This is a genomic window from Floricoccus tropicus (genome assembly GCF_001832905.1).
Classification (GTDB): domain Bacteria; phylum Bacillota; class Bacilli; order Lactobacillales; family Streptococcaceae; genus Floricoccus; species Floricoccus tropicus.
This window is the reverse complement of sequence record NZ_MKIR01000001.1, coordinates 91107-116152: the sequence shown is the minus strand read 5'-3', so window position 1 is coordinate 116152 and position 25046 is coordinate 91107. Positions and strand designations below refer to the sequence as shown.

Sequence of the window (25046 nt, the reverse complement as noted above, 5' to 3'; positions counted from 1 at the left end):
ACCGAAAGATTAATATTGAGAGAATGGGAACTAGGAGATGAAAAATATTTAAAATCATTTCTAGGAGATGATAGAGTGATGTATGCCTACGAAGGAGCATTTTCTGACGAACGTATTGTTTCTTGGTTAGAGTGGAATATAGAGTCATATAAGAAAAATGGATATGGTTTATGGGCAATTGAGCTAAAAGATGACGGAAAAGTTATAGGTGAATGTGGTCTTACTGATCAGGTAGTAGAAGGCGAGATTTATAAAGAAATAGGTTATCATTTGATTTTTGATGAGTGGCACAAGGGATATGCTGTAGAAGCTGCGCGTGCTGTGAAAGAATATGCATTTAATGAATTGAAGGTTAGAGAAGTTGTATCTACTGTTAGAAATAATAATATTGCCTCTATGAATGTCGCCATTAGAAATGGAATGACAGCGGATAGAATTTTTAATAAATTTTACAAGGGAATTGATATGCCACATTTTTTGTTTAAGGTGAAGAAATAAATTGTTTAACGTTATATGTAGGAGATATAATGGATTATTTTAATAATAAGAAGTTGGAAATAAAAAAAATAAATACAAGAATTGCTGAAAAAAATTTTATGGATTTTATTGATAATAATAGAAATAAAACTATTTTTTTTAATGGTGAGTGGGGAAGTGGAAAAACTACGTTTTTAAAAAACGTTGAAAATAAAAATAATTCCGTAAATTTTGTGTATTTAGATTTATGGAGGACTGGTGATAATAGTAGTGTAGTTAAATATACTATGAAAAAGCTTCATCCATATTTATATTATGGAACAATAAGCATTATATTGTTTATTATTATGATAACAACAAGTTATGCTTTTTGGAAAGATAACAGTAATATTAATTCAATATTTATGTTTTTAGTAGTGTTATCTACAGTATTATTGGCATTGAAAAATACATTTTTAAACAACACTGACGATATTTATATATGGTTTTTAAAAAATTTTACTATAGGATATAGTAATAAAGTTTTGATAATTGATGATTTTGATCGTGTTTCAAAAGAAAGACAAAATGCCGCTTACAAGCTTTTTAATCTTTTACAAGGTAAAATTACGGTGATCTTTATAGGGGATTACGAAAAAATAAACAATCAAAAACGCAATGGAAAGTTAGAAGATAAGTATCTTCAAAAGATTATTGATGTAAGGAAAGATATTCCTTATGATTTACAACCTCAAAACATTTGGTCTGACTATTTTGAAGAGTTACTAGAGACATTTAAAAATACTTTTATTATTATTGATCAAAATAACTCTCGAATTAAAGACTACAAAAGTCATGCAGTTCATATGATTGAATTACGCGATTTTATCATTAGTGAAAATAGAAATCTACGTGAACTTTCAGCCTTTAATACATATGTTAATACAGAATTTATTACTTATAAGCGAAAAGAAAAAGTACAACCAATCCAAAAATTATTTGTTATATATCTTTACCTATTCTATCCAACAGAATATAACAAACTTAGAAGAGGATGGTTTCCAACTGATAAAGAAATCGAAAGGAAAAATAAAAAGAAAAATTTATATAGAAATATAAAGTACTTCTTGAGCTCAAACTATAAAGTTCCTAGTCCATTTTTGGAGAAGATGGATGGATATTTAGTCCTGGATTCGGTAAGTAACTTGAGTTCATCCGAAGCACACGAAATTTTGTCAAATGATGAAAAATTAAGAAACTTTATTTCTGGAAATAAAAAAGATGATGAAGACTTTTTGGAATATATTTCAGATCTTCCAGATGATGAATTTAACAATTATCTACCAAGACTTGCAGATATTGCTTTTGAAGAGTTGAGAAAACAAAAAAATATTTTCACTTTTGATGGAAAAATAATTCATCTAATTATTTCAAATTATCTAGATTTGTGGGCTGAAAAAAATTTTGGTCAAATAAATGATTTATTTAAACAAAGGAAAGACGTTTTCGCTGATGATTATTCTTATTTTCTACATATAATTAGAAATTATGGAAATTTTAATTTAAATAGTCAAAATATCATAGATGATAATGTATATGAGAAATGCAAAATATTAATTAATAATGAAGACAAATATAGAAAATTAAGTATTAAAAGTGAAATATTAGCAATCTATTTTTCGACTGATAAAGGAAATAACTCACCAGAAAATAAGAGTTATTTAAATGAATTGGATGACTATAATTACTTTAATTTCTTTAATATTTTAATAAATGATAATCAATACTTTGATAAAAATGTTTTTAGTGGGGAAATCGATTTTTCTTTCGTAATTAAAGATAAAATAAAAAAATATATAGATAATTCACAAGATTGGGATGAGATTTTTAAACGATTAAACACTATCAATGTGAAATTCTTAAATAGTTAATGGATGTAAGATTAAGCACTCAAGTGGGTGCTTTTTGCTAGTAATTTATGGTATAATAAAACGATTATCAAAATGTGATGAGGAAATTAAATGTCTAATATAAATATTAATGAATTAAAAGAGCGCCAGAAGAAGATTCGTAACTTCTCAATCATTGCGCATATTGACCATGGTAAATCGACTTTGGCTGACCGTATTTTGGAGCAAACTCAAACCGTTTCAAAGCGTGAAATGCAAAACCAATTGCTTGATTCAATGGACTTGGAACGTGAGCGTGGAATAACAATTAAGCTAAATGCAATTGAGCTTAATTACACTGCAAAAGATGGTGAAACATACATATTCCACCTTATCGACACACCAGGACACGTTGACTTTACCTATGAAGTATCTCGTTCTCTTGCTGCCTGTGAGGGTGCAGTTCTTGTCGTAGATGCTGCACAAGGGATCGAAGCTCAAACGATGGCTAATGTTTATTTAGCCTTAGATAATGATCTTGAAATTTTGCCAGTAATTAACAAAATTGACCTACCAGCTGCTGATCCAGAACGTGTACGTACTGAGATTGAAGATGTAATCGGTCTTGATGCTAGTGATGCCGTTCTTGCTAGTGCAAAAGCAGGAATCGGAATTGAAGAGATTCTTGAACAAATCGTTGAAAAAGTTCCTGCACCAGAAGGTGATGTTGAAGCACCGCTTAAGGCTTTGATTTTTGACTCTGTTTATGATGCCTATCGTGGAGTTATCCTTAACATCCGTGTCATGGATGGGGTTGTTAAACCAGGCGATAAAATTCAAATGATGAGTAATGGAAAAACTTTTGATGTAACAGAAGTTGGAATCTTTACTCCTAAAGCAGTTGGACGTGACTATTTGATGGCTGGAGACGTTGGTTACGTCGCAGCTGCAATTAAGACAGTTGCTGACACTCGTGTAGGTGATACTGTAACTCTTGCTGACAACCCAGCTTCTGAGCCACTAGACGGATATAAGAAATTAAATCCAATGGTATTCTGTGGTCTGTATCCAATTGATAGTAATCGCTATAATGACTTGCGTGAAGCCCTTGAAAAACTTCAATTAAATGATGCAAGTTTAACATTCGAGCCTGAAACATCTCAAGCCCTTGGTTTTGGTTTCCGTTGTGGATTCTTGGGTCTTCTCCATATGGACGTTATTCAAGAACGTTTGGAGCGCGAATTTAACCTTGACCTTATCATGACAGCACCAAGTGTTATCTATAAAGTCAATACAACAGATGGTGAAAACATCGTAGTTTCTAACCCTAGTGAATTCCCTGATCCAACTAAGATTGAAAACATTGAAGAACCATTCGTGAAGGCACAAATCATGGTACCGTCAGACTACGTTGGAGCCGTTATGGACCTTGCTCAACGTAAACGTGGTGAGTTTGTAACAATGGATTACATTGACGACAACCGAGTTAACATAATCTATCAAATTCCACTATCAGAAATCGTTTATGATTTCTTCGATAAGCTAAAAAGTTCTACTAAAGGTTACGCAAGTTTCGACTACGAGATAAGCGAATACCGTCCAAGCCGCTTGGTTAAAATGGATATTCTATTGAATGGTGAGAAGGTTGATGCTCTATCATTTATCGTACATAAGGATTTTGCCTATGAGCGTGGAAAATTAATTGTAGAAAAACTGAAGAAAATCATTCCTCGTCAACAATTTGAAGTACCAATTCAAGCAGCAATCGGGCATAAAATTGTGGCAAGATCTGATATTAAAGCTCTTCGTAAAAACGTACTTGCTAAGTGTTATGGTGGTGACGTATCACGTAAGAGAAAACTGCTTGAAAAACAAAAAGCAGGTAAGAAACGTATGAAATCAATCGGAAGTGTAGAAGTACCGCAAGAAGCCTTCTTGAGTGTACTTAGCATGGATGAAGAATAAAATAAAAAAATCACTTTTTCGGAAGTGATTTTTTAAAGAATTTATAAATAATTTGGAGAAGTGTATTATGGAAAATTTTGAAGGATCTAACAACTGGCTTATTGGTTCATGGTATTGTCAAGAATGGGAAACTAGCTATAGTTTTTCTAAGAATGATGATGAATGGATAATGACAGATGAGGATTTAGGGTTTAATAAAAATATAATTATCGAATCAGAAGATGAAAATCAAATAATATTTGCTTCGGTAAAGAATGGTACCAGATATATTATTGAAAAAGTATCAAATAAAGAAATGAAATTTCAACAAGTTGCTAAAAAAGGTATGCTTGGTATGACAAATATTGTAACTTTCACAAAGAAAAAATAGTCCCTTAGTAATAAGGACTATTTTTTTGCGTTATAAAGTCTAATCAGTGTATACTCTTAAAATATATATTTTTATGAAAGATGCACACCTTTATCAACAAAAATTACTTCTCCAATAATACCACTTGAAAGGGGGCTAATTAAGAAAGCACAGGCATTTCCAACCTCCTCAATTGTAACACCAACCTTGCTTGGTGTACGATCTTTTGAGATTTCAATTAGTTTTTGGTAGTCTTTGACACCAGAAACCGCTAGTGTTTTGATTGCACCTGCTGAAATTGCATTGACTCTAATATTTTGTGGTGATAAATCAGCAGCTAGATAGCGAACACTTGCCTCTAAGGCGGCTTTTGCAATCCCCATCATATTATAGTTAGGAACGGCTCGTTCAGCTCCTAAATAAGTGAGAGTTACAATTCCTGCATTATCATTTAAGATAGGCTGTGCAGCCTTAGAAACGGCAATAAGTGAATAGGCAGATATATCTTGAGCAAGTGAAAATCCATCGCGACTGATATCTACGACTGAACCTGCTAAATCCTCCTTATTTGCATAAGCAATGGCATGTACTAGCCCATCGATATTTCCATATTCTTCTTTGATAGTAGCAAAAGCAGTAGCTATACTGTCATCTGAAGCAACGTCACATTCAACTAGATTTGCTTCTGTTCCTAATAATTTTACTACTAATTTTTTCATTCGTTCATTTTGGTAGGTATAGATTACTTGAGCTCCTTGTTCCATAAGTGCCTTGGCACAACCCCAAGCAATACTTTTTTTATTGGCTACGCCCATAACTACTATTTTTTTTCCATCTAAGAATCCCATAAGATCTCCTAATCTCATTTTTAATTTACTAAACATGAATATTATTAAATAAAATACTTTGATTGTCAAATTAAATTTTGCTTGATTTATTTTTAAAACTATGATACTTTTGTATTCATAAAATTAAGGAGGACATTTTGTGAATGAAATATTAACCAGAAAAGATATTTTAGATACAATTCCAAATAGATATCCCATTTTGTATATTGATAGTGTAATATCAATAGATGCTGGTAAAAAAATTGTTGCAAGAAAAAACGTAAGTAACAACGAGGATTTTTTTAAAAATTCTTTTGAAGATGCTTCTATGCCAGGTCTTTTGATTGTTGAAACACTTGCACAAGCAGGTTCAATATTAATATTGAAATCACCTGAGTTTTTGGGTAAGACTGCATATATTGGTGGTTTTAATAAGGTTGAATTTATCGATCAAGTAAGACCGAATGATATTATGGATTTAAATTTTGAAATAATAAAAATAAAAGGTAGTGTTGGTACTGCAAATGCCTGGGCTACAGTGAATGGTGAAAATAAAGTAACATGTCAATTTACATTTATTGTCGGAGACAAATAAATTTTACTTGCATTTTTTTTATAAATAATTTATAGTTTGATTATCAAAGTAATTTGAATTAAAAATTATGAAGGATAAAAAAATGTCACCTGAATTAAAACAAATAAATGAACTACTAGTTATCGTTTATAACGATATTATTGATTTAGAAGAGAAGCAGCTCAAGGCTGAGAACTTCAGTGATTTATCAATAAAAGAAATCCATACCATCGATAAGATAGGTATGTACAAAAAGAAAACTGCAACTGATGTTGCAAAAGAACTTTCGGTAACTTTGGGAACTCTTACTACGGCGATTGATAAGCTAGTTAAAAAGGGTTACGTTGAAAGGCTAAGAAGTGAGGATGACAAGCGAGTTGTAAAACTTGGTTTAACCAAAAAAGGACGTCTTGTCTATCGTGCCCATGAATCATTTCACTATAAAATGATAAATCAAGTGATTGAAGGTATGAACGATGATGAAGTTTCAGCCCTAACAAGCGGTTTAAAAAATCTTCATTCATTCTTAATCAAGGAGTAAATAATGGGACAATTTGCAAAAATAATTGCAACTGCATCCTATACACCTGATAATGTTGTAACCAATGATGACCTTAGCCAAATACTTGATACAAATGATGAGTGGATATATTCACGAACAGGTATCAAAGAGCGACATATTTCAACTGGACAAGACACATCTGATTTGTGTATTGAAGTAGCTAAAAAAATGTTGGATGAATCAGGTCTTGATGCAAATGATATAGATTTTATAATCGTTGCAAGTATGACTCCAGATTACCAAAGCCCATCGACTGCTTGCATTGTCCAAGGAGCTATTGAAGCAAAAAATGCCTGGGCACTTGATGTCTCAGCAGCATGCTCTGGTTTCGTATATGCCTTAACAGTCGCTGAGAAAATGGTTGGTGCTAGTAATAAAAGGGGCATGGTTATTGCAGGAGATGTAATGTCGAAGGCAGTTGATTGGTCAGATCGCTCGACAGCAGTTCTCTTTGGAGACGGTGCTGGAGGCGTCATACTGGAATCTAGTCAAGAACAGCACATCCTTTCAAGCAATCTTTATGCTCAGGGAGAAAAAGCAAATTGCTTACAGTCAGGTAAGTCACCTGTTACTAATCCTTGGGTTAAAAGTGATTCATCAAGTAAAGAAAATTCACTTGAAAAGCTATCAATGGATGGAAGACAAATTTTTTCATTTGTAGTAGGTAATGTAAGCAAAACAATAAAAGATTATTCAGAGCAAATAGATTATTATTTGTTACACCAAGCAAATGCTAGGATTTTAGATCAAGTTTCCAAGAAAATTGGACAACCTCGAGAAAAATTCTTACAAAATATTGAAAAATACGGCAATACATCAAGTGCATCAGTAGCAATCTTGTTGGATGAAGCCATTAAAAATGAAATTTTAACCCTCGGAAGTGGCCAGCAAATTCTTTTATCAGCTTTTGGTGGTGGACTGACTTGGGGAAACATACTTATAAAATTATAGAAATAAATAGGAGAAACTATTATGACATTCGAAAAAATTCAAGAAATTATTGCTGAAGAACTAGATAAAAATACTGAAGATATTACGCTTCAAACTAATTTCACTAAAGATTTAGATGCGGACTCTTTGGATATTTTCCAAGTAATTAATGAGATTGAAGATGAATTTGATATTGAAATTGATACAACTGAACCTATCAATACTGTTGAAGATTTAGTAGTCTACGTTGATAATGCAACAAAGTAAATGTTATGAAAACAGCATTTCTATTTAGTGGACAGGGTTCACAATATGTTGGTATGGGACTTGATCTCTACCAAAATGAATCTGAGTTCAGGAAAGTATTCGATCAGGCCAGTGATATTCTTGGCTATGATTTAAAAGAAATAGTTTTTACCGAAAATGACCTTTTAAATGAAACTGAATATACTCAACCTGCTGTATTTACCATTTCAAATGGTATATTAAGCATTTTAAGAAATAACAAGATTGAGGCTGACTATGTTGCAGGACTAAGTCTTGGGGAATATTCTGCTCTTGTGGCATCTGGTGCTATTGACTTTTCTAATTGTCTAATGCTTGTTAAAAAAAGAAGTAACTTAATGTCTGCTGCCGTGCCCAAAAACTTTGGGAAAATGGTAGCAGTTTTAAATACTCCAATTTCTATTATTGAGCAGGCATCTGAACAGGTTGATGGTCTGGTTTCAGTAGCAAATTATAATACTCCTAAACAAATTGTGGTCGGAGGAGAAAGTGAAGCAGTTGATGAATTTGTTGCTATCTTAAAAGAAGAGGGTCATAAAAAGATAATTCCCTTGAACGTTAGTGGCCCCTTTCATACAAAAGTTTATGAGCCAGTTTCAAGAGAACTTGCAAAGATATTTTCTGAAACTGAATGGCAAGAAATGAACACACCAATTATTGGTAATGTTCAAGCCGAAATTATGCAGAAAGATCAACTTGATGATTTACTTGCCAGGCAGGTAATGTCTCCAGTTCGTTTCTATCAAACTATTGATGAAATGATAAATCTAGGAGTTGGACGTTTTGTTGAAATTGGACCTGGCAAGACTTTAACATCTTTTGTTAAAAAGATAGATAAAAATCTTGAAACTTATAATATTGAGGATATTAAATCTTTGCAAAATTTCTTAGATTCTTATGAGGGGTAGAAATAATATGGATTTAAAAGATAAGACAGTTCTTGTTACAGGAAGTAGTAGAGGTATTGGACTTGCAATTGCTAAAAAATTTGCCCAAGAAGGAGCAAATATTATTTTAAATGGTCGTTCTGAAATCTCAGAGAATTTGATAAATGAAATAGCAGCTAATGGTGTTAAATGTATAGCTGCTACTGGGGATATTTCATCCTTTGAAGATGTAGCAAATATGCTCAAAAAAGTCGAAGAGCAGTTAGGCACTATTGATATTTTGATTAATAATGCGGGCATTACAAAAGATTCTCTTTTTCTACGGATGAAGGCTAGTGATTTTGATGATGTAATCTCGACAAATCTGACGGGAACATTTAATGTAAGTCAACAAATATTTAAAAAAATGATGAAGCAAAGATATGGCGTCATCATCAACCTATCAAGTGTTTCGGCACAACTTGGTAATCTTGGTCAAGCAAATTATGCAGCAAGTAAGGCTGGGATTATTGGAATGTCTAAGAGCATGGCAAGAGAAGGCGCTAGTCGTAATGTTAGGTCCAACACTATTGCACCAGGTTTCATTGAAACTGAAATGACAGATATTCTCTCAGATAATGTTAAGGAGCAAATTAAGGCAACAATTCCACTGAACCGCTTTGGGAGTGTTGATGATGTTGCTGAACTTGCAGTATTCTTAGCCAAAAGTCCATATATTACAGGTCAAGTGATAAATGTTGACGGCGGAATGGTTATGAACGGATAGAAAGGTATACAATGCAAAGAGTTGTAGTTACAGGATATGGCGTTGTATCGCCAATTGGAAATAATAAAGAGGACTTCCTTGAAAGTTTGAAAAAAGGAACAAATGGTATTGATAAAATTACTCGTTTTGATTCTACTAATACTGGTGTTAACCTTGCTGGAGAGGTCAAAGACTTCCCGCTAGAAAAATACTTTACAAAAAAAGATGCCAAGCGAATGGACTTGTTTTCAATATATGGAATTCATGCCAGTCTTGATGCCCTTCAAATGGCAAATCTTGATAAAGAGCTTGTTGACCAAGATCGCTTTGGTGTTATGGTTGGCTCAGGTATTGGAGGACTTCCAACAATTCAAGATCAGGTAAGCAGAATGAACGATAAAGGTGCAAGTCGTGTATCACCATTATTTGTGCCCATGTCTATTGTCAATATGGTTGCAGGAAATATTGCCTTACGAGTAGGAGCAAAAGGTATTTGTACCAGCACTGTTACAGCCTGTGCGTCAGGTACTCATTCAATCGGTGAAGCTTATCGAAACATTAAGCATGGATACTCAGATGTAATTTTAGCAGGCGGTGCTGAATCTACAATTTGTGAAATTGGTATTGCAGGATTTGCATCACTTACAGCCTTAAGCAAACAAACTGACAAAGACAAAGGTTCAAGACCATTTGATAAGAATCGTGATGGATTTGTAATGGGTGAAGGTGCAGGAATTTTGGTTTTAGAGTCACTTGAACATGCACAAAAACGCGGAGCAAAAATAATTGCTGAAGTAGTAGGGTATGGTGCAAACTGTGATGCATATCATATGACTGCTCCAAATCCTGATGGGTCAGGTGCAGGTAAAGCCATTAAATTTGCGCTCAACGAAGCAGGGATTGAGCCAGAACAAGTTGATTATGTAAATGCACATGGAACTAGTACACCAGCTAATGATTCAAGTGAAGCAACAGCCATCCATTATGGTCTTGGTGAATATGGAAGCAAGGTTCCAGTATCTTCTACAAAATCAATGACAGGTCATTTACTCGGTGCAGCAGGCGGTGTAGAGGCAGTCGTGCTTCTTGAAGCATTGGAACACCAATTTCTTCCACCTAGTATAAATATTGAAAATATGGACCCAGAAATCGACTTAAATATTATAAAAAATCAAAGTCAAAATGCCAGTGTTAAATATGCCTTGAGTAATTCACTTGGTTTTGGTGGTCATAATGCAGTAATTTTGATGAAGGGATGGGATGAAGAGTGAAGATAAAATCTATAAAAGACTTAATCGAACAATTTGACCAAACTAGTCTAACAGAACTTCATTGGCAAGAAGGAGATTTTAATCTTCATCTATCAAAACTAGATAATCCTCTTAACTTGTTACCTGTTAACCCTGAAAAAAATAATTCTCTTTCAGGAAACAAAGGTGAAAATTTAGAGAATTTAACACAATCAGCTCAACAAGAGGTTGAAAAACCTCATCAGCTTGAAGAAAGTAAAAATGAAGAGTCTAAAGAAGATTTAGCAAGTATCACTTCACCATTGGTTGGAGTTGTTTATCTTCAAGAAACACCTGATACTCCAGTATTTAAGAATGTTGGAGATAGGGTGGAAGTTGGTGAAACAGTTTGTATTGTTGAAGCTATGAAGTTGATGAATGAAATCCAATCAGACATTTCAGGAATAATCACTGAAATTGCTGTTAAAAATGAAGAAGTAGTTGCCTTTAATCAGCCACTATTTCGTGTTAAGGAAGGTTAGAAATGTCACTATTAACAATTCAAGAAATAAAAGAAATAATACCTCATCGCTATCCAATGCTATTAATTGACCGTGTTGAAGAAATAGATGGTCAAGAAAAAATTATAGCTAAAAAGAATGTAACTATTAATGAACCTTTCTTTCAAGGACATTTCCCTCATGAACCTGTAATGCCAGGGGTTTTGATTATTGAATCAATGGCCCAAGCAGGCGCAGTTTTACTTCTATCAATGGACCAATTTAAGGGGAAAACAGCCTATTTTGCTTCAATTGATAAAGCTAAGTTTCGTCAAAAGGTTACACCAGGGGATACATTGATTCTTGAGGTTGAACTTACAAAGCTTAAGGAAAATATTGGTGTTGGTAAGGGGATTGCTCGTGTTGATGGAAAGAAAGTTGCTGAGGCTGAATTAACTTTCGCAATTAACTAAGAGGTGTAGCTATGTTTAAAAAAGTATTAATTGCTAACCGTGGTGAAATAGCGGTAAGAATTATTCGAGCTTGTCGTGAGATGGGAATTGCAACGGTAGCTGTTTATTCAGAAGCTGATAGAGAGGCCCTTCATACTGAATTAGCTGACGAAGCAATCTGCATTGGTCCTGCAAGAGCAAGTGATTCATATCTGAATGAGCAACAAATTTTATCAGCAGCCTTAGTCACAAATTCAGAAGCGATTCATCCAGGCTTTGGTTTCCTCTCTGAAAATTCTCGTTTTGCCTTCATGTGTGAAGAATGTGGAATTAAGTTTATTGGTCCCAAAAGTAAAACGATTGATGAGATGGGAAATAAAGTTAATGCTCGTAAAATAATGCAAGCAGCTGGAGTTCCAGTAATTCCTGGAAGCGATGGTGCAATTTTTTCAGTTGATGAAGCTTTGAAATTAGCAGATGAAATTGGTTATCCCGTAATGTTAAAGGCTGCTGCTGGCGGTGGTGGAAAAGGAATTCGAAAGGTATTTTCAAAAGAAGAATTACCCAAAGAATTTAACGCATCTCAGCAAGAAGCAAAAGCCGCATTTTCAAGTGATGAAATGTATATGGAAAAGATTATTTATCCAGCAAGACATATTGAAGTTCAAATTCTAGGAGATTCTTTTGGAAATGTTATTCAGCTTGGAGAAAGAGATTGCTCACTTCAAAGAAATAATCAAAAATTAATTGAAGAAGCTCCATACGATGAACTTTCTGAAGATAACCGTGAGTATCTTGGAAAGATTGCTGTTCAGGCTGGAAAATCAGTTGATTATGAGAGTGCTGGTACCATAGAATTTTTGATGGATAAGTCAGGTAGTTTCTATTTCATGGAAATGAATACTAGAATTCAGGTTGAGCATGCAGTAACTGAAATGGTTACTGGAATTGACATTGTAAATGAACAATTGATAGTTGCATCAGGTGAGAAATTATCTGTTAGTCAAGATGATGTTAAATTATCAGGTCATGCCATTGAATGTCGTATTAATGCTGAAAATCCAAAGCTGAATTTTGCGCCTAGTCCAGGAAAAATTGAAAATCTTTTTCTACCAAGTGGTAACTTGGGGTTAAGGGTGGAGAGTGCAGTCTATGATGGTTACGAAATTCCACCATTTTATGACTCAATGATTGCTAAAATTATTGTGCATGGTAAGGACCGCAAGCAAGCTTTGATGAAGATGAATAGGGCACTCGATGAGGTTGTTACAGATGGGCTAGTGACTAATGTTGACTTTCAAAGGGCTCTGCTTAATCATAAAAAGGTTATCAGTGGGGACTATGATACAGCATTTGTTCAAGAGGAATTTTTACCGACCTGGAAAATTTAGTTAAGATAAGGAGGAATTATGGGATTATTTAAAAAGAAAAAAGCAAAATATATTCGCCTAAATCCACCTATTTCTAGTCAAAAAGCAAGTGAAAAGATTCCTGATGATATTTGGTGGTCGTGTCCATCTTGTAAACAAATGATTTATCACTTAGAGGTGAAAAATAGTCAAGTTTGTCCCAACTGTGGTTATCATTTTCGTATGTCAGTTGAAAATCGATTGAAATTAATTGCTGATGAAGGTTTTATAGAATGGAATGGTGAACTGGAAAGTAAAGATCCATTAAATTTCCCCGGATACAAGGAAAAATTAGCAAAAGCGCAAAAATCAACTGGTTTAAGAGATGCAGTATGGACAGGTCAAGCCTCAATAAAAGAATATAAGACTGCTTTAGGTATTATGGATGCCAATTTTATCATGGGATCTATGGGAACAGTTGTTGGTGAGAAAATTACTCGTCTTTTTGAAAGAGCTCTTGCTGATAAACTACCTGTTGTCCTTTTCACAGCGTCTGGTGGTGCTAGGATGCAAGAAGGAATTTTGTCACTAATGCAGATGTCAAAAATATCTCAAGCAGTTAAGAGGCACTCAGATGCTGGACTTTTATATGTAACAGTACTTACAGATCCGACTACTGGAGGTGTTACAGCTAGTTTTGCCATGGAAGGGGATATTATCCTTGCTGAACCTCAAGCATTAATTGGTTTTGCAGGCCGTAGGGTAATTGAACAAACTGTTAAGCAAAAGTTGCCTGCGGACTTTCAAAGGGCTGAATTTTTAATGGAGCATGGATTCATTGATCAAATAGTTGGTCGTAACGAATTGAAGGCATATTTATCTCAATTATTGAGGATCCATTCATCAACAGAAGAAAAAGAGGTTGATCATGACTAAGAATGCTTATGAAATATTAAAATTAGCGCGTGAACAATCAAAACTAACTTCTTTAGATTTCATGAATCAAGTTTTTACAGATTTTATGGAGTTTCATGGTGATCGATATTATGGAGATGATAAGGCTATGGTCGCTGGTGTAGCTATGCTAGGTGATATTCCAGTTACTGTTATTGGAACGCAAAAAGGTCGTAGTTTAACCGAGAATATTGAACGTAACTTTGGTTCAGCAAGTCCAGAAGGATATAGAAAATCATTGCGTCTAATGAAACAAGCTGAAAAGTTTAATCGACCAATTATTAATTTTATCAACACTGCAGGGGCCTTCTGTGGTATAGAAGCTGAAGAAAGAGGAGAAGGTGAAGCGATAGCACGTAACCTACTTGAAATGTCCACCTTAAAGGTTCCCATTCTTTCTATTATAATTGGTGAAGGTGGAAGTGGTGGAGCACTTGCACTTGCTCAAGCTGACCAAATTTGGATGCTTGAAAATTCTATCTACTCTATTTTATCGCCTGAAGGATTTGCATCTATTTTATGGAAGGATAGTTCACGTGCCAAAGAAGCTGCTGACATTATGAAGATGACTCCAGATGAACTTATGGAACTTTCTATTATTGATAAGATAATTCCAGAAACCAAAAATGGAATGAGAATAAGTGAATATGTCCTTATCAAAAACGTTAGAGAAGAGCTTATGAATGCTGTGGGTCAACTGCAAGTTTTATCAAGTACAGAACTTCTTGAACAAAGGTATGAACGTTTTAGGAAATTTTAAATATTGATATAATAACCAAAACAGTAATTATATAACTTGTATTGTAATTACTATTTTGGTTTTTTCTTGTTTATTAATTGATTTAATCACATTATTCTATGACTTTTAGAAATAATTGGACTATAATTATTTAATATAAAGGCTTATAAATTAAGGAGAATAAAGTGACTGAAAAACAAGTAATTCTAGGTGCACAAGATGTAATGAAAGATCCTGGTAAAAATATCGTTTTTGCAACTTACACAATGGATAAAGTAGATGGGGCGAAGGATGCCATTGCTGATTTAGCTGATCACATTCCACCATTTCTAAATAGTATGCGAACTCGTTATCCTGATGATAGGTTAGAATTTGCTTTTGGTATTGGGTCTGAGGCATGGGATTATCTGTTCCCAGGTAAAGCAAAACCAAATCAACTTGTACCATTTAAGGAAATTGATGGACCAAAAGTTCCAGCAGTAGCAACACCTGGTGACCTATTCTTCCATATCAGAGCAAATGAAATGGCTATTTGCTACGAGATACATCAACTTTGCTATGATATTATTAAGGACTATGTTAAGTTAACGGATGAAACTCATGGTTTTAGGAATTTTGAGGGTCGTGCGATTATTGGTTTTGTCGATGGAACTGAAAATCCTGTTGGTGCAGAAATTCCTGAATATGCTATTGTTGGTGAAGAGGATGAAAAATTCATTAATGGTTCTTACGCCTTCGCTCAAAAATACATCCATGATATGTCTTATTGGAACAAACAGACTACTGAGAATCAAGAAGCTTCAATTGGTCGCCGTAAATATGACGACAAGGAACTTGATGATGATGCTAAGATGAAGAACGCTCATAATGTAGTTTCTGTTGATGATACAACTGGTGTAGAAAACAAGATTATCCGCATGAACGTTCCCTTTGCTGTAACAGGTGAAAATAAGGTGGGAACTTACTTTATTGGTTATTCTCGTTACTATTCTGTTACTCATAGAATGTTAGTGAATATGTTCCAAGGTAAGCCAAAAGGAAATTATGACCGTTTACTAGACTTTTCTACTCCGATAACAGGTAATCTATTCTTCATCCCTTCTTATGATACATTGGCTGAAATTGCTGACGGTACATTTTAAAATCAATTATTAAAAGTTAAAACCTGAAAGATGGTTTTTTCTTTTGTTTTAATTTTAATTTTAATTTTAATTTAGTATTATATAATATAATACATAAATATAATTTTGAAAGGTATAATTTTGCTAATATTAGGGTTAATTTTTGTTGTATTACCATTTTTTCTATATTCGTTGATTTTTTTTATTGCAACTAAACTATTAATAAAGTTTAATTTCTCCAATTGTATTTTTTTGAGATCTAATAAAAATCAAAAAATTATCACCTCTATTGTTCTTTTAATCATTTCTTTATTTGCTGAGGAAGAAATATTAAAATATTATTATAATGTAGGATATTTTTTTTATATCGTTTTATCATTTGGTATTTTATTGATAATGTACGCAATGCCTCTCAGTGTTTTTTTATTTCCATTTATTCATATTGAAGAAATGCCGTGGACAAAATTTAAATTATTTTGTCTTAATATAACAACATCAGTAACATATACATGGTCTGTATTGCTTTTTATGTCTGATGGCAAAATATTTAATGGTCAATCAGGAGGTTCATATTTATATTACGATGGCAACGAATTATTGAGAAACTTAGGAGCTTTATCTTTATTATTTATTGCAACATACATGTTTTTAAATGTTCTATTCAAATATTGTGAAAATAAGAAGATAACAAGCGAAGGAAAAAATAAGGTAGAATTATATGAGAAAATACTTTGAGTTTGGCTTTGGTAACAATCATCTTCTTAGAACTGAATTTGAGCGTGCAGATGGAAGTGAGTATGAGAAAAAAGGAATTTATGGACCTATAAATTTTAATTCAGTTTATGTGAGAATATGGATTAAGCAAAAAGTATTTATACTTGATAGCAAGAAAGGATTTAAGAAAACGAATAAGAAAAGGAGTGATTTCAAATTTATTTTGGGAATCTCATCGAAAGAGATTGAGGAAGATAATAATGAATAAAAAGATTCTTGTAATGGCAGGCACACCAGTAGATACAGAAGCCGGAGCTAAGCTCTTAAAGGATAACTTTTCTGATGAAATTGAGATAATAGAGCGAGCAATTTCTAAGGATCCCAACCAGCAAACTTATTTTCAAACAATGGACGAGGATAAACGAGAAAAAATCATTAAAGAAATTCTTTCAGATTATAAAACTTCTGGTGTAGATATTTTCTTCATTTATTGTAACTCTCTGTCAGCATCTGTTGATTTTGATAGCCTTGCTCAAATACTTCAAATAAATATAATTACTCCCTTTACACTCTATCGTGAACTAGCTACTAACTATAATAAAATAGGAGTTCTAGCTGCTAATGCCCAAGGAGCAGCAGGAGTGGAAAGAGTTATGAGTCAAACTAATGAAGATATTTCCATAACATCAATTTCAAATTTAGAGTGGGTTTATGCAGTCGAACGTCATGAAAATCCAAAGGTAATTGTTGAGTCATATGGTTTACCAGCAAGTATTGAACTTTTTAAAGCAAATAATGTAGAAAAAATTGTCTTTGCCTGTACACATTTTCCTTATTTCTTTAATGAATATCAAAAAAAGACAGATATATCCTGTCTCAATGTTGATGGATTGATGGTAGAAAAGGTAAGGAATAGTATATAAAAATAAGAGTCTTGAAAATTTTCAAGTCTCTTTACTTATAAATTTTATCTTTTGGCATAAAATATAGCATTTTACCAAAGAATTTCTTTTTTAAATCTGCATATTCTTTTGGATTGACAGGACGTCCATTCGACATAAATGAATATAAAACATGATATTCTTCTATATAAAAATTAAGGTAGTCAAATCCATTTTTATCATAGAATTTTATACGAGCAAGTCGTTGAGCGTTGTTGTCAGCCTTTGGATCTATCTTCTCATATGTTAGACAAATTCTCTGGTTAGTATATTCCTTTTTCAAGGCTTGAAGAATTTGACTCCCAAAACCACGTGATTGAAAATCGTCATCAACCGCTAAATAAGACAGATAGGTTAAATCACCATCATGCATAAGATATACAAGACCAATCAACAAATCATCATCATAAACTGCTAGAAAATCAACAAAGTCTTTATCGGACTTACTTAATAGGGTACGAAAGGGTATTTGTTCGTCCCGAGGAAAAGATTTTCTATATAAAAATTTCAGCTTTGCTATCTCTTCATCAGAAGAAGATTTCTTGGAGATTTTATTAAAGGACAACATACTAATCTTCTTTGTCGTCTTCTTTTTGGTCTTGGTCAAAACGCTTCTCAAGTTTTTTGATATGTTTATCCATCACATCTTCAAGTGTCATATCATATTTATCCGCTAGAATAATGATATTATCCAAAACGTCACCTAACTCTTCAAGCAGATTATCCTTCTTCGTATCAAGTGATTTCTCGCTTTCGTCCGGTCTGTCTCGCCCAATCTCTATATCCCTAACAGCGCGTGAAACTTCACCCACTTCCTCGGTTAAATAGTTAATCCTAACAAAAGGGTCGTATTCATACCAGCCACGATTTCGATAAAAATCGATAACCCATTTTTCATATTCTTTAGTATTCATTTTTCTTTCCTCCTTTTTGATATTATAACGCAATTTGCTAAAATTTCCTTGTTTGAAATAATTTTTAAAATGATATACTAATCAATAGAGCTTTAGATAATATTGAGATAGAAAGGTAATTATATAATGAATATAGCTGTATATTGTGGTGCTAATGCTGGAAATAATTTTCTTTATGAAGAAGCAACAATTGACTTGGGTAAATGGATAGCAGAGCGTAAAAATACTCTTGTTTATGGTGGAGGTAATGTTGGCTTGATGAAAAAAATCGCTGACACTGTTCTTGATAATGGTGGTAAAGTGATTGGAATAATTCCTACATTTTTACAAGAACGAGAACTTGCTCATGATAAGATTGATGAAATTGAAGTAGTGGAAAACATGTCTGTAAGAAAAATGAGAATGCTTGAACTTTCAGATGCTTGTATTGCTCTTCCTGGAGGACCAGGCACACTTGAAGAGATAGCAGAAGCTTACTCATGGGTTCGTGTTGGACAAAATTCAAGCCCTTGTATCTTTTATAATGTTGCTGGTTACTATGATTTACTTAAAAGTTTCTTTGATAAGATGGTAACTGATGGGTTCCTAAGTGAAGTTGATCGTAGTAAAATTTATTTTATAGATAATTTGAATCAATTAGATAAAATTATTGATGATTATCAAAGTCCTGAAGTACGTAAATATAAATAGAGCACTTGAGCACTTGGAAACAAGTGTTTTTTTATTAAAAAAGAGCAGAAGCTCTTCTTGTTAATTTATTGTTTTTTAAAATCATCATAGATTTCGAAAACTTGACTTCTTTTTTTAGCTCCAATTTTTATGAATATATTATGAATATGTGTTTTAACTGTTCCTAAAGAAAGATGTATGTTGTCAGCAATATTTTGATTTGGTTCATGATTGAGAAGATGTTCTAAAACTTCTTTTTCACGTTGTGTTAAAGAAAATTCTTTACAAAAATCATCAAATTCAGAATCAGTATTTTCTAAAGCCTCTTCATGATTATCAGTATAGTTAATATTAATATCATCTGAATCTACATCATTGGGAATTTCATCTATTAATAAAGATTTATTTTGATATTTCATCATACATATAATTATTAATAAGCAAATTATAATTGAATACAAATCTTCACATATACTTCTATTGTTCATTTGTAATGTTTGATTAGAGTAGTCGTCCAATTTAAAAATTACAAAAGTATCTTCAAGAATAATTGCAATTGAAAAGAATATATTAATTAGCGATATTAATTTTAAGATATTCTTATTTTCGAAATTGAAGTTTTTTTTATTAAAAATAATAATTTGAACTCCCAAGTATAGCATGAATAATTGATTTGGAAGGTAGTATAGCCAAATCTTAAGAGACGAAGTATTAAATAATGGAATAGAGATTAACCAAATTGCCATCCCAATCAGAATAAAGTATTCATAGTTTTTTATTTTTCTATTTTCTAGGATGCTGACAATTGCTAGTGATAGATATGAGTTCGATAAAAAAATAATCGTTTTTGCAACGGGGGCTTTCATGAATAGTTGATCATAGCTGTTAGAGAATGAAGATAAAAATTCAGTCATATAAACGATGGTATTATCAAAAATGAAGAAAAGTATAAATAAGGAAATCAATAAAAAGATTTTCTTTTTTTCTTTTAAATAATTAGAAAAAGATAAACTCATTGTAAGCGTATACAAAATTATCAATAGAATATTGTAAATAAACATAAAAGCCATTAGCATAATATTTCCTTCTCACTTGTAAACTAGTTAATTGTTAAGTTTATTATATCATCTATTTTGTGATTAAATTACTAAAATTAGCTAAACTTTTGATCTAAACTCATCTAAACTTTTGCTTATTTTGGTTTATTTTTTCATAAAATGCCTAATATTTAGAAAACGTTTACAAGTTTTGATTTGTTTGCATCTTTTAGTTTATCGTAAACTATATTTCTGCTTGGTATTATATGTCTGTAAACAAAACAAAAACATTTAGGAGGCATCGAAAGATGAACATTAACAAACGCGATTTCGTAACAACAGAAACTTATTCTAAAGAAGAATTATTAGAAATTGTAAATCTATCATTAAAAATTAAAGCCGCAGTAAAAAATGGTTTTTATCCTCAACTATTAAAAAATAAGACCCTGGGAATGATTTTTCAACAATCTTCTACTAGAACTCGTGTTTCTTTTGAAACTGCGATGGAGCAACTTGGTGGACATGCTCAATATCTTGCGCCTGGTCAAATACAATTAGGTGGTCATGAAACTATTGAAGATACAAGCCGTGTGCTTTCTCGTTTAGTTGATATCATTATGGCGCGTGTTGAACGTCATAAAAGCGTTGTGGATTTAGCTGAAAACTCAACAATTCCTGTAATTAATGCAATGTCTGATTACAATCATCCTACGCAAGAGCTAGGTGATCTATGTACAATGATTGAACATCTACCTGCTGATAAAAAGCTTGAAGATGTCAAAGTATCGTTTATTGGAGATGCTACTCAGGTATGTTTCTCTTTGGCACTTATTACTACTAAAATGGGAATGGATTTTGTTCAATTTGGACCAAAAGGTTTCCAATTGAATGATGTTCATCGCGCAAAATTAGATGAAATTTGTGCAGTATCTGGAGGTACTTATACAATTTCAGAGGATGTGGAATCAATCGTCGGATCAGATTTTGTATATACAGATGTGTGGTATGGACTGTATGAAGCGGAACTTTCAGAAGAAGAAAGAATGAATGTTTTCTATCCTAAATATCAAGTAAATGAAGAATTGATGAATAAAGCAGGAAAAGATGCTAAATTTATGCATTGTTTACCTGCAACTCGTGGCGAAGAAGTAACAAATGAAGTAATTGATGGCAAAAATTCAATCTGTTTTGATGAGGCTGAGAATCGTTTAACTTCAATTCGTGGCTTATTAGTTTACCTATTAAGAGATTATGCACAAAAAAATCCTATCGATAGTCAAGCACAAGCGAATGCAAAAGCAGAATTAGAAGAACTTTTAGGAGAAAGTTTATAGGAAAAATATGCTTCCTTTGAAATGAACTGATTAGTTTGTTATTTGGGAGTATGAAGGGACAAGGCTGATTGGTTCAGTCTTGTTTCCCATTTGAAAGGATAAAAAAATGGAAAAAAAGAAAAAGTTTAGTTTAATGAGTGCCATTTTATCAGTAATTTGTGTGGTATTTGTAGCTGAGGCAGCAGCCCCTGTAGCAGCTATCGGAAATTCTCAATTCTTTTGGTGGATTTTCTTGCTAATCACTTTTTTACTCCCATACGGACTAATTTCTTCAGAACTAGGAACTACTTATAATGGTGAAGGTGGGATTTACGATTGGGTTACTAAAGCTTTTGGGCATAAATGGGGTGCAAGAGTTTCATGGTTTTATTGGATAAATTATCCGTTATGGCTCGCTTCACTCGCAGTAATGTGTCCAGGATTAATAACAACTATTACTGGTATGGAATTTAATACAGTAGGTAATATATTAATTGAACTAATATTTATTTGGATTGTTGTGTGGATTAGCTTTTTCCCAGTAAGTGATAGTGTTTGGATATTAAATGGTGCAGCGGTAATAAAAATGTTCCTTGCTTTATTAATAGGATTTCTTGGATTGTATGTTGCATTAACAAAAGGTATGGCAAATGAATTCACACTTAAATCAATGTTACCAACTTTTGATTTGCACAGTCTTTCCTTTGTTTCAGTAATCCTTTTCAATCTACTTGGTTTTGAAGTGATCTGTACTTTTGCTGATGATATGGAAGATCCAAATAAACAAATTCCCAAATCAATTGTTGTTGCTGGCTTAGTAATTGCAGCGATTTATATATTTTCAGCTTTCGGTATTGGTGTAGCTATACCAACAAGTGAAATTAGTACTAGTAGTGGTTTAATAGACAGTTTTAAATTATTGACTGGTTCTACCAGTGGTTGGTTTATTGGATTAATGGCTTTCTTATTTATGTTGACTTTATTTGGCAATATGATTTCTTGGTCATTAGGAGTAAACAATACAGCATGTTATGCTGCTGAAAATGGAGACATGCCAAAAGTATTTGGTAAACGAGGTGGGAAAAACAATATGCCTGTTGGAACTGCAATAATGAATGGAGTAGTAGCATCGATCGTTGTTCTTATTGCACCTCTACTACCTAACCAAGATTTATTTTGGTCATTCTTCTCATTAAATCTTGTAATGTTCCTACTATCATATGTACCAGTTTTTCCAGCATTCTACAAGCTTCGTAAAATTGATCCAGAAAGACCGAGACCATTTAAAGTTAAAGGAAGTGATAATTTTCTTAAATTATTAGTTGCAGCACCTATGATAATGATTATTATTTCATTAATTTTTACCGCGATTCCTCTTAAATTTGATTCAGAAACTTTAAGAGAGCAATTACCAGTAACAATTGGAGCAATTATATTTATACTGATTGGTGAAGTTTTCATTGTAATAAAAAACATTAAGTTAAAAGGAGAAAAGAAAGATGTCAAAGAGAATAATAGGAAGCACGCCTAAAAAAGATGGATTCAGAATGCCCGCAGAGTATGAACCTCAAGAAAAGGTTTGGATGATTTGGCCAGAAAGACCAGATAATTGGCGAGATGGAGGAAAACAGGCACAAGAAGCTTTTGCAAATGTTGCCAAAGCAATTAGTAAGTTTACTCCAATGAATGTAGTCGTTTCCCAAGCACAGTTTCAAAATTGCAGACGTCAATTGCCTTCTGAAATTACGGTTTATGAAATGTCAAATAATGACTCTTGGGTACGTGATTGCGGACCATCATTTGTAATAAATGATAAAGGTGAATTGAGAGGAGTGGATTGGGAATTCAATGCATGGGGTGGACTCGTGGATGGTTTATACTTCCCATGGGATCAAGATGATTTAGTAGCTCAAAAAATTTGTGAGATTGAGCATGTTGATTCATATCGTACAAATAATTTTGTTCTTGAAGGTGGCTCATTCCATATTGACGGGGAAGGAACTGTTCTTACAACCGAAATGTGTTTACTAAGCGAAGGGCGCAATCCACATATGACAAAAGAAGAAATTGAAGAAAAATTATGCCAATTCTTAAACTGTGAAAAGGTATTATGGATAAAAGACGGAATAGATCCTGAAGAGACAAATGGACACATTGATGATGTTGCATGTTTTGTAGCACCAGGAGAAGTTGCATGTATTTATACTGAAGATAAAAATAGTCCTTTTTATGAAGCGGCACAAGATGCGTATAATAAATTAGTTGAAATGACTGATGCTAAAGGTCGTAAACTTAAAGTTCATAAATTATGTTGTCCAATAGAAACTGTGACTATTGACGGTAATTTCAAAATTGATTATGTTGAAGGAACAATGCCAAGAGAAGATGGAGATATTTGTATTGCCTCTTACATGAATTTCTTGATTACTAATAACGGAGTAATTGTTCCTCAATATGGTGATACTAATGATTCTCTTGCATTAAAACAAGTTCAAGAAATGTTCCCAGACAAAGAAGTAGTTGGTGTAAATACTGTTGAAGTTGTTTATGGTGGTGGAAATATTCATTGTATAACTCAGCAACAACCAAAAAGATAGGAGTTTATATGTCTAAAATTGTTATTGCTCTTGGTGGAAATGCCTTAGGGAATTCTGCAAATGAACAACTTACAAAAGCTGAACTTGCTGCTAAATCTGTTGCAGATTTAATTGAAGCAGGCCACAATGTAGTTATTGCACATGGAAATGGACCACAAGTTGGCCAAATTAGATTAGCTTTTGAAGAAACAGCAGCTTCTGATCCAGAAAAAATTATGCCTTTTCCAGAGTGTATTGCCATGAGTCAAGGCTATATAGGATATCATTTGCAACAAGCTATTGATGAAGAGTTAGTAGAAAGAAATTTAGGTGATATTCCAGTTGTTTCAATGCTAACTCAAGTTGTAGTTGATGCTAATGATAAAGCCTTTGACAATCCAACAAAGCCAATCGGTGCCTATTATTCAGAAATTGATGCTAAAAAAATAATGGAAGAAACTGGAGATATCTACAAAGAAGATTCAGGTAGAGGATGGAGAAGAGTTATAGCTTCTCCAAAACCAATAGATATATATGAAAAAGTTAGTCTTCAAACATTAGTAGATGCTGGCCAAGTAGTAGTTGCGTGTGGCGGTGGAGGAGTTCCTATAGTTTATAAAGGTAATCGATATGAGGGTATCGACGCAGTTATTGATAAAGACTTTGCTGCAGCAAAAATGGCTGCTTTAATTGACGCGGATATTTTCATTGTATTGACCGCAGTTGATAATGTATATGTCAATTTTGGTAAAGAAAATCAAAAGGCTCTTGAAGATGTAACTATTGAAGAAATTGAAACATACATCCAAGAAGGACAATTCGCGCCAGGTAGTATGTTGCCAAAAGTTGAAGCCGCAGTTGACTTTGCCCAATCAAAGGAAGGAAGAAAGTCAATTATTGCTTCACTTGAACAAGCATCAAAAGCAATATATAGTGAAAGTGGCACTAGTATCCATCTTTAATGTTGGTTATTAAGAGACAGTATGATAGGTAAAATAAAAACGTAATTATTAAGCAAATTTAATAATTACGTTTTTATTTTTGTTTTAATTATAAATAATTATCAATA

The 25046-nt window shown here is 33.0% G+C and carries 29 protein-coding genes; 25 read left to right on the top strand and 4 right to left on the bottom strand.

The window, feature by feature from the left end:
- Window positions 1-15: 15 nt before the first annotated feature.
- From BG261_RS00610 to BG261_RS00595, 4 genes are all read left to right on the top strand, one after another.
- Entirely contained in the window at window positions 16-498 is a 483-nt protein-coding gene (locus BG261_RS00610) for a GNAT family N-acetyltransferase (protein ID WP_324609665.1), read from the top strand.
- A gap of 29 nt (window positions 499-527) precedes the next feature.
- Window positions 528-2387 carry a P-loop NTPase fold protein gene (locus BG261_RS00605; protein WP_070791184.1) on the top strand — a complete coding sequence of 620 codons (1860 nt, stop codon included), beginning with the start codon at window positions 528-530 and terminating at the stop codon, window positions 2385-2387.
- A gap of 99 nt (window positions 2388-2486) precedes the next feature.
- Window positions 2487-4310 carry a translation elongation factor 4 gene (lepA, locus tag BG261_RS00600; RefSeq protein WP_070791425.1) on the top strand — a complete coding sequence of 608 codons (1824 nt, stop codon included), beginning with the start codon at window positions 2487-2489 and terminating at the stop codon, window positions 4308-4310.
- Window positions 4311-4377: 67 nt separating this feature from the next.
- Window positions 4378-4680 (top strand): hypothetical protein, encoded by a 303-nt coding sequence (locus tag BG261_RS00595; protein ID WP_070791182.1) that lies wholly within the window; start codon window positions 4378-4380, stop codon window positions 4678-4680.
- Window positions 4681-4751: 71 nt separating this feature from the next.
- Here BG261_RS00595 and fabI read toward each other — a convergent pair whose 3' ends face one another.
- Window positions 4752-5507, bottom strand: a complete 756-nt coding sequence (gene fabI, locus BG261_RS00590) for an enoyl-ACP reductase FabI (protein ID WP_070791180.1) — start codon at window positions 5505-5507, stop codon at window positions 4752-4754.
- 139 nt (window positions 5508-5646) lie between these two features.
- Here fabI and BG261_RS00585 point away from each other — a divergent pair, with 139 nt between their 5' ends.
- The 16 genes from BG261_RS00585 to BG261_RS00510 all read left to right on the top strand — a co-directional run bounded on the left by BG261_RS00585 (window position 5647) and on the right by BG261_RS00510 (window position 17450).
- Window positions 5647-6081 (top strand): hotdog family protein, encoded by a 435-nt coding sequence (locus BG261_RS00585; protein WP_070791177.1) that lies wholly within the window; start codon window positions 5647-5649, stop codon window positions 6079-6081.
- Window positions 6082-6163: 82 nt separating this feature from the next.
- Complete coding sequence (locus BG261_RS00580) at window positions 6164-6601, top strand: MarR family winged helix-turn-helix transcriptional regulator (protein ID WP_070791176.1); 438 nt, start codon at window positions 6164-6166, stop codon at window positions 6599-6601.
- A 3-nt stretch (window positions 6602-6604) separates the two neighbouring features.
- Window positions 6605-7573, top strand: a complete 969-nt coding sequence (locus tag BG261_RS00575) for a beta-ketoacyl-ACP synthase III (protein WP_070791174.1) — start codon at window positions 6605-6607, stop codon at window positions 7571-7573.
- Between the two features lie 21 nt (window positions 7574-7594).
- A complete protein-coding gene (locus tag BG261_RS00570; protein WP_070791173.1) occupies window positions 7595-7819 on the top strand; it encodes an acyl carrier protein in 225 nt (74 codons plus the stop codon).
- Between the two features lie 5 nt (window positions 7820-7824).
- Window positions 7825-8745, top strand: coding sequence for an ACP S-malonyltransferase (gene fabD, locus BG261_RS00565; protein WP_070791171.1), 921 nt, complete (start codon window positions 7825-7827; stop codon window positions 8743-8745).
- A 7-nt stretch (window positions 8746-8752) separates the two neighbouring features.
- Window positions 8753-9490, top strand: a complete 738-nt coding sequence (fabG, locus tag BG261_RS00560) for a 3-oxoacyl-[acyl-carrier-protein] reductase (protein WP_070791169.1) — start codon at window positions 8753-8755, stop codon at window positions 9488-9490.
- A gap of 11 nt (window positions 9491-9501) precedes the next feature.
- A complete protein-coding gene (gene fabF / locus BG261_RS00555; protein WP_070791167.1) occupies window positions 9502-10740 on the top strand; it encodes a beta-ketoacyl-ACP synthase II in 1239 nt (412 codons plus the stop codon).
- Entirely contained in the window at window positions 10737-11240 is a 504-nt protein-coding gene (locus tag BG261_RS00550; RefSeq protein WP_070791165.1) for an acetyl-CoA carboxylase biotin carboxyl carrier protein, read from the top strand. The genes fabF and BG261_RS00550 overlap by 4 nt, the downstream gene beginning before the upstream one ends.
- Before the next feature lie 2 nt (window positions 11241-11242).
- Window positions 11243-11671, top strand: a complete 429-nt coding sequence (fabZ, locus tag BG261_RS00545; protein ID WP_070791163.1) for a 3-hydroxyacyl-ACP dehydratase FabZ — start codon at window positions 11243-11245, stop codon at window positions 11669-11671.
- Between the two features lie 11 nt (window positions 11672-11682).
- A complete protein-coding gene (locus BG261_RS00540) occupies window positions 11683-13041 on the top strand; it encodes an acetyl-CoA carboxylase biotin carboxylase subunit (RefSeq protein ID WP_070791162.1) in 1359 nt (452 codons plus the stop codon).
- 18 nt (window positions 13042-13059) lie between these two features.
- A complete protein-coding gene (gene accD, locus BG261_RS00535; RefSeq protein ID WP_070791160.1) occupies window positions 13060-13935 on the top strand; it encodes an acetyl-CoA carboxylase, carboxyltransferase subunit beta in 876 nt (291 codons plus the stop codon).
- The gene (locus BG261_RS00530; protein WP_070791158.1) at window positions 13928-14713 is read left to right on the top strand and encodes an acetyl-CoA carboxylase carboxyl transferase subunit alpha; all 786 of its coding nucleotides are present in this window, start codon (window positions 13928-13930) and stop codon (window positions 14711-14713) included. Before accD ends, BG261_RS00530 begins: the two co-directional genes overlap by 8 nt.
- Window positions 14714-14916: 203 nt before the next feature.
- Complete coding sequence (locus BG261_RS00525) at window positions 14917-15834, top strand: Dyp-type peroxidase (RefSeq protein ID WP_070791424.1); 918 nt, start codon at window positions 14917-14919, stop codon at window positions 15832-15834.
- Between the two features lie 231 nt (window positions 15835-16065).
- Window positions 16066-16548 carry a hypothetical protein gene (locus BG261_RS00520; RefSeq protein ID WP_143603343.1) on the top strand — a complete coding sequence of 161 codons (483 nt, stop codon included), beginning with the start codon at window positions 16066-16068 and terminating at the stop codon, window positions 16546-16548.
- A complete protein-coding gene (locus BG261_RS00515) occupies window positions 16532-16795 on the top strand; it encodes a DUF3977 family protein (protein ID WP_070791153.1) in 264 nt (87 codons plus the stop codon). The genes BG261_RS00520 and BG261_RS00515 overlap by 17 nt, the downstream gene beginning before the upstream one ends.
- Complete coding sequence (locus BG261_RS00510; RefSeq protein WP_070791152.1) at window positions 16788-17450, top strand: aspartate/glutamate racemase family protein; 663 nt, start codon at window positions 16788-16790, stop codon at window positions 17448-17450. The genes BG261_RS00515 and BG261_RS00510 overlap by 8 nt, the downstream gene beginning before the upstream one ends.
- 31 nt (window positions 17451-17481) lie before the next feature.
- Here the strand turns inward: BG261_RS00510 and BG261_RS00505 are convergent, their stop codons facing one another.
- Both BG261_RS00505 and BG261_RS00500 read right to left on the bottom strand, forming a co-directional pair.
- A complete protein-coding gene (locus BG261_RS00505) occupies window positions 17482-18036 on the bottom strand; it encodes a GNAT family N-acetyltransferase (protein WP_070791150.1) in 555 nt (184 codons plus the stop codon).
- Between the two features lies 1 nt (window position 18037).
- The gene (locus BG261_RS00500) at window positions 18038-18382 is read right to left on the bottom strand and encodes a MazG nucleotide pyrophosphohydrolase domain-containing protein (protein ID WP_070791148.1); all 345 of its coding nucleotides are present in this window, start codon (window positions 18380-18382) and stop codon (window positions 18038-18040) included.
- A gap of 126 nt (window positions 18383-18508) precedes the next feature.
- Here BG261_RS00500 and BG261_RS00495 point away from each other — a divergent pair, with 126 nt between their 5' ends.
- Complete coding sequence (locus tag BG261_RS00495) at window positions 18509-19072, top strand: LOG family protein (protein ID WP_070791146.1); 564 nt, start codon at window positions 18509-18511, stop codon at window positions 19070-19072.
- Window positions 19073-19137: 65 nt separating this feature from the next.
- Here BG261_RS00495 and BG261_RS00490 read toward each other — a convergent pair whose 3' ends face one another.
- Window positions 19138-20121 carry a response regulator transcription factor gene (locus tag BG261_RS00490; RefSeq protein ID WP_070791423.1) on the bottom strand — a complete coding sequence of 328 codons (984 nt, stop codon included), beginning with the start codon at window positions 20119-20121 and terminating at the stop codon, window positions 19138-19140.
- A gap of 275 nt (window positions 20122-20396) precedes the next feature.
- Here BG261_RS00490 and ptcA point away from each other — a divergent pair, with 275 nt between their 5' ends.
- The 4 genes from ptcA to arcC all read left to right on the top strand — a co-directional run bounded on the left by ptcA (window position 20397) and on the right by arcC (window position 24939).
- The gene (gene ptcA, locus BG261_RS00485; RefSeq protein ID WP_099098620.1) at window positions 20397-21422 is read left to right on the top strand and encodes a putrescine carbamoyltransferase; all 1026 of its coding nucleotides are present in this window, start codon (window positions 20397-20399) and stop codon (window positions 21420-21422) included.
- 106 nt (window positions 21423-21528) lie between these two features.
- The gene (locus BG261_RS00480; RefSeq protein ID WP_070791144.1) at window positions 21529-22932 is read left to right on the top strand and encodes an APC family permease; all 1404 of its coding nucleotides are present in this window, start codon (window positions 21529-21531) and stop codon (window positions 22930-22932) included.
- Window positions 22901-23998 (top strand): agmatine deiminase, encoded by a 1098-nt coding sequence (gene aguA, locus BG261_RS00475; protein WP_070791141.1) that lies wholly within the window; start codon window positions 22901-22903, stop codon window positions 23996-23998. Before BG261_RS00480 ends, aguA begins: the two co-directional genes overlap by 32 nt.
- 8 nt (window positions 23999-24006) lie before the next feature.
- Window positions 24007-24939, top strand: coding sequence for a carbamate kinase (gene arcC / locus BG261_RS00470; protein WP_070791139.1), 933 nt, complete (start codon window positions 24007-24009; stop codon window positions 24937-24939).
- The last annotated feature ends 107 nt before the right edge of the window (window positions 24940-25046 follow it).

Bases quoted from the DNA above. Each gene is read 5' to 3' on its own strand.
- BG261_RS00605 (WP_070791184.1), top strand. From the start codon at position 528: ATGGATTATTTTAATAATAAGAAGTTGGAAATAAAAAAAATAAATACA.
- BG261_RS00595 (WP_070791182.1), top strand. From the start codon at position 4,378: ATGGAAAATTTTGAAGGATCTAACAACTGGCTTATTGGTTCATGGTAT.
- fabI (WP_070791180.1), bottom strand. From the start codon at position 5,507: ATGGGATTCTTAGATGGAAAAAAAATAGTAGTTATGGGCGTAGCCAAT.
- BG261_RS00580 (WP_070791176.1), top strand. From the start codon at position 6,164: ATGTCACCTGAATTAAAACAAATAAATGAACTACTAGTTATCGTTTAT.
- BG261_RS00575 (WP_070791174.1), top strand. From the start codon at position 6,605: ATGGGACAATTTGCAAAAATAATTGCAACTGCATCCTATACACCTGAT.
- BG261_RS00570 (WP_070791173.1), top strand. From the start codon at position 7,595: ATGACATTCGAAAAAATTCAAGAAATTATTGCTGAAGAACTAGATAAA.
- fabD (WP_070791171.1), top strand. From the start codon at position 7,825: ATGAAAACAGCATTTCTATTTAGTGGACAGGGTTCACAATATGTTGGT.
- fabG (WP_070791169.1), top strand. From the start codon at position 8,753: ATGGATTTAAAAGATAAGACAGTTCTTGTTACAGGAAGTAGTAGAGGT.
- fabF (WP_070791167.1), top strand. From the start codon at position 9,502: ATGCAAAGAGTTGTAGTTACAGGATATGGCGTTGTATCGCCAATTGGA.
- fabZ (WP_070791163.1), top strand. From the start codon at position 11,243: ATGTCACTATTAACAATTCAAGAAATAAAAGAAATAATACCTCATCGC.
- BG261_RS00540 (WP_070791162.1), top strand. From the start codon at position 11,683: ATGTTTAAAAAAGTATTAATTGCTAACCGTGGTGAAATAGCGGTAAGA.
- accD (WP_070791160.1), top strand. From the start codon at position 13,060: ATGGGATTATTTAAAAAGAAAAAAGCAAAATATATTCGCCTAAATCCA.
- BG261_RS00530 (WP_070791158.1), top strand. From the start codon at position 13,928: ATGACTAAGAATGCTTATGAAATATTAAAATTAGCGCGTGAACAATCA.
- BG261_RS00525 (WP_070791424.1), top strand. From the start codon at position 14,917: ATGAAAGATCCTGGTAAAAATATCGTTTTTGCAACTTACACAATGGAT.
- BG261_RS00515 (WP_070791153.1), top strand. From the start codon at position 16,532: ATGAGAAAATACTTTGAGTTTGGCTTTGGTAACAATCATCTTCTTAGA.
- BG261_RS00510 (WP_070791152.1), top strand. From the start codon at position 16,788: ATGAATAAAAAGATTCTTGTAATGGCAGGCACACCAGTAGATACAGAA.
- BG261_RS00505 (WP_070791150.1), bottom strand. From the start codon at position 18,036: ATGTTGTCCTTTAATAAAATCTCCAAGAAATCTTCTTCTGATGAAGAG.
- BG261_RS00500 (WP_070791148.1), bottom strand. From the start codon at position 18,382: ATGAATACTAAAGAATATGAAAAATGGGTTATCGATTTTTATCGAAAT.
- BG261_RS00495 (WP_070791146.1), top strand. From the start codon at position 18,509: ATGAATATAGCTGTATATTGTGGTGCTAATGCTGGAAATAATTTTCTT.
- BG261_RS00490 (WP_070791423.1), bottom strand. From the start codon at position 20,121: ATGGCTTTTATGTTTATTTACAATATTCTATTGATAATTTTGTATACG.
- ptcA (WP_099098620.1), top strand. From the start codon at position 20,397: ATGAACATTAACAAACGCGATTTCGTAACAACAGAAACTTATTCTAAA.
- BG261_RS00480 (WP_070791144.1), top strand. From the start codon at position 21,529: ATGGAAAAAAAGAAAAAGTTTAGTTTAATGAGTGCCATTTTATCAGTA.
- aguA (WP_070791141.1), top strand. From the start codon at position 22,901: ATGTCAAAGAGAATAATAGGAAGCACGCCTAAAAAAGATGGATTCAGA.
- arcC (WP_070791139.1), top strand. From the start codon at position 24,007: ATGTCTAAAATTGTTATTGCTCTTGGTGGAAATGCCTTAGGGAATTCT.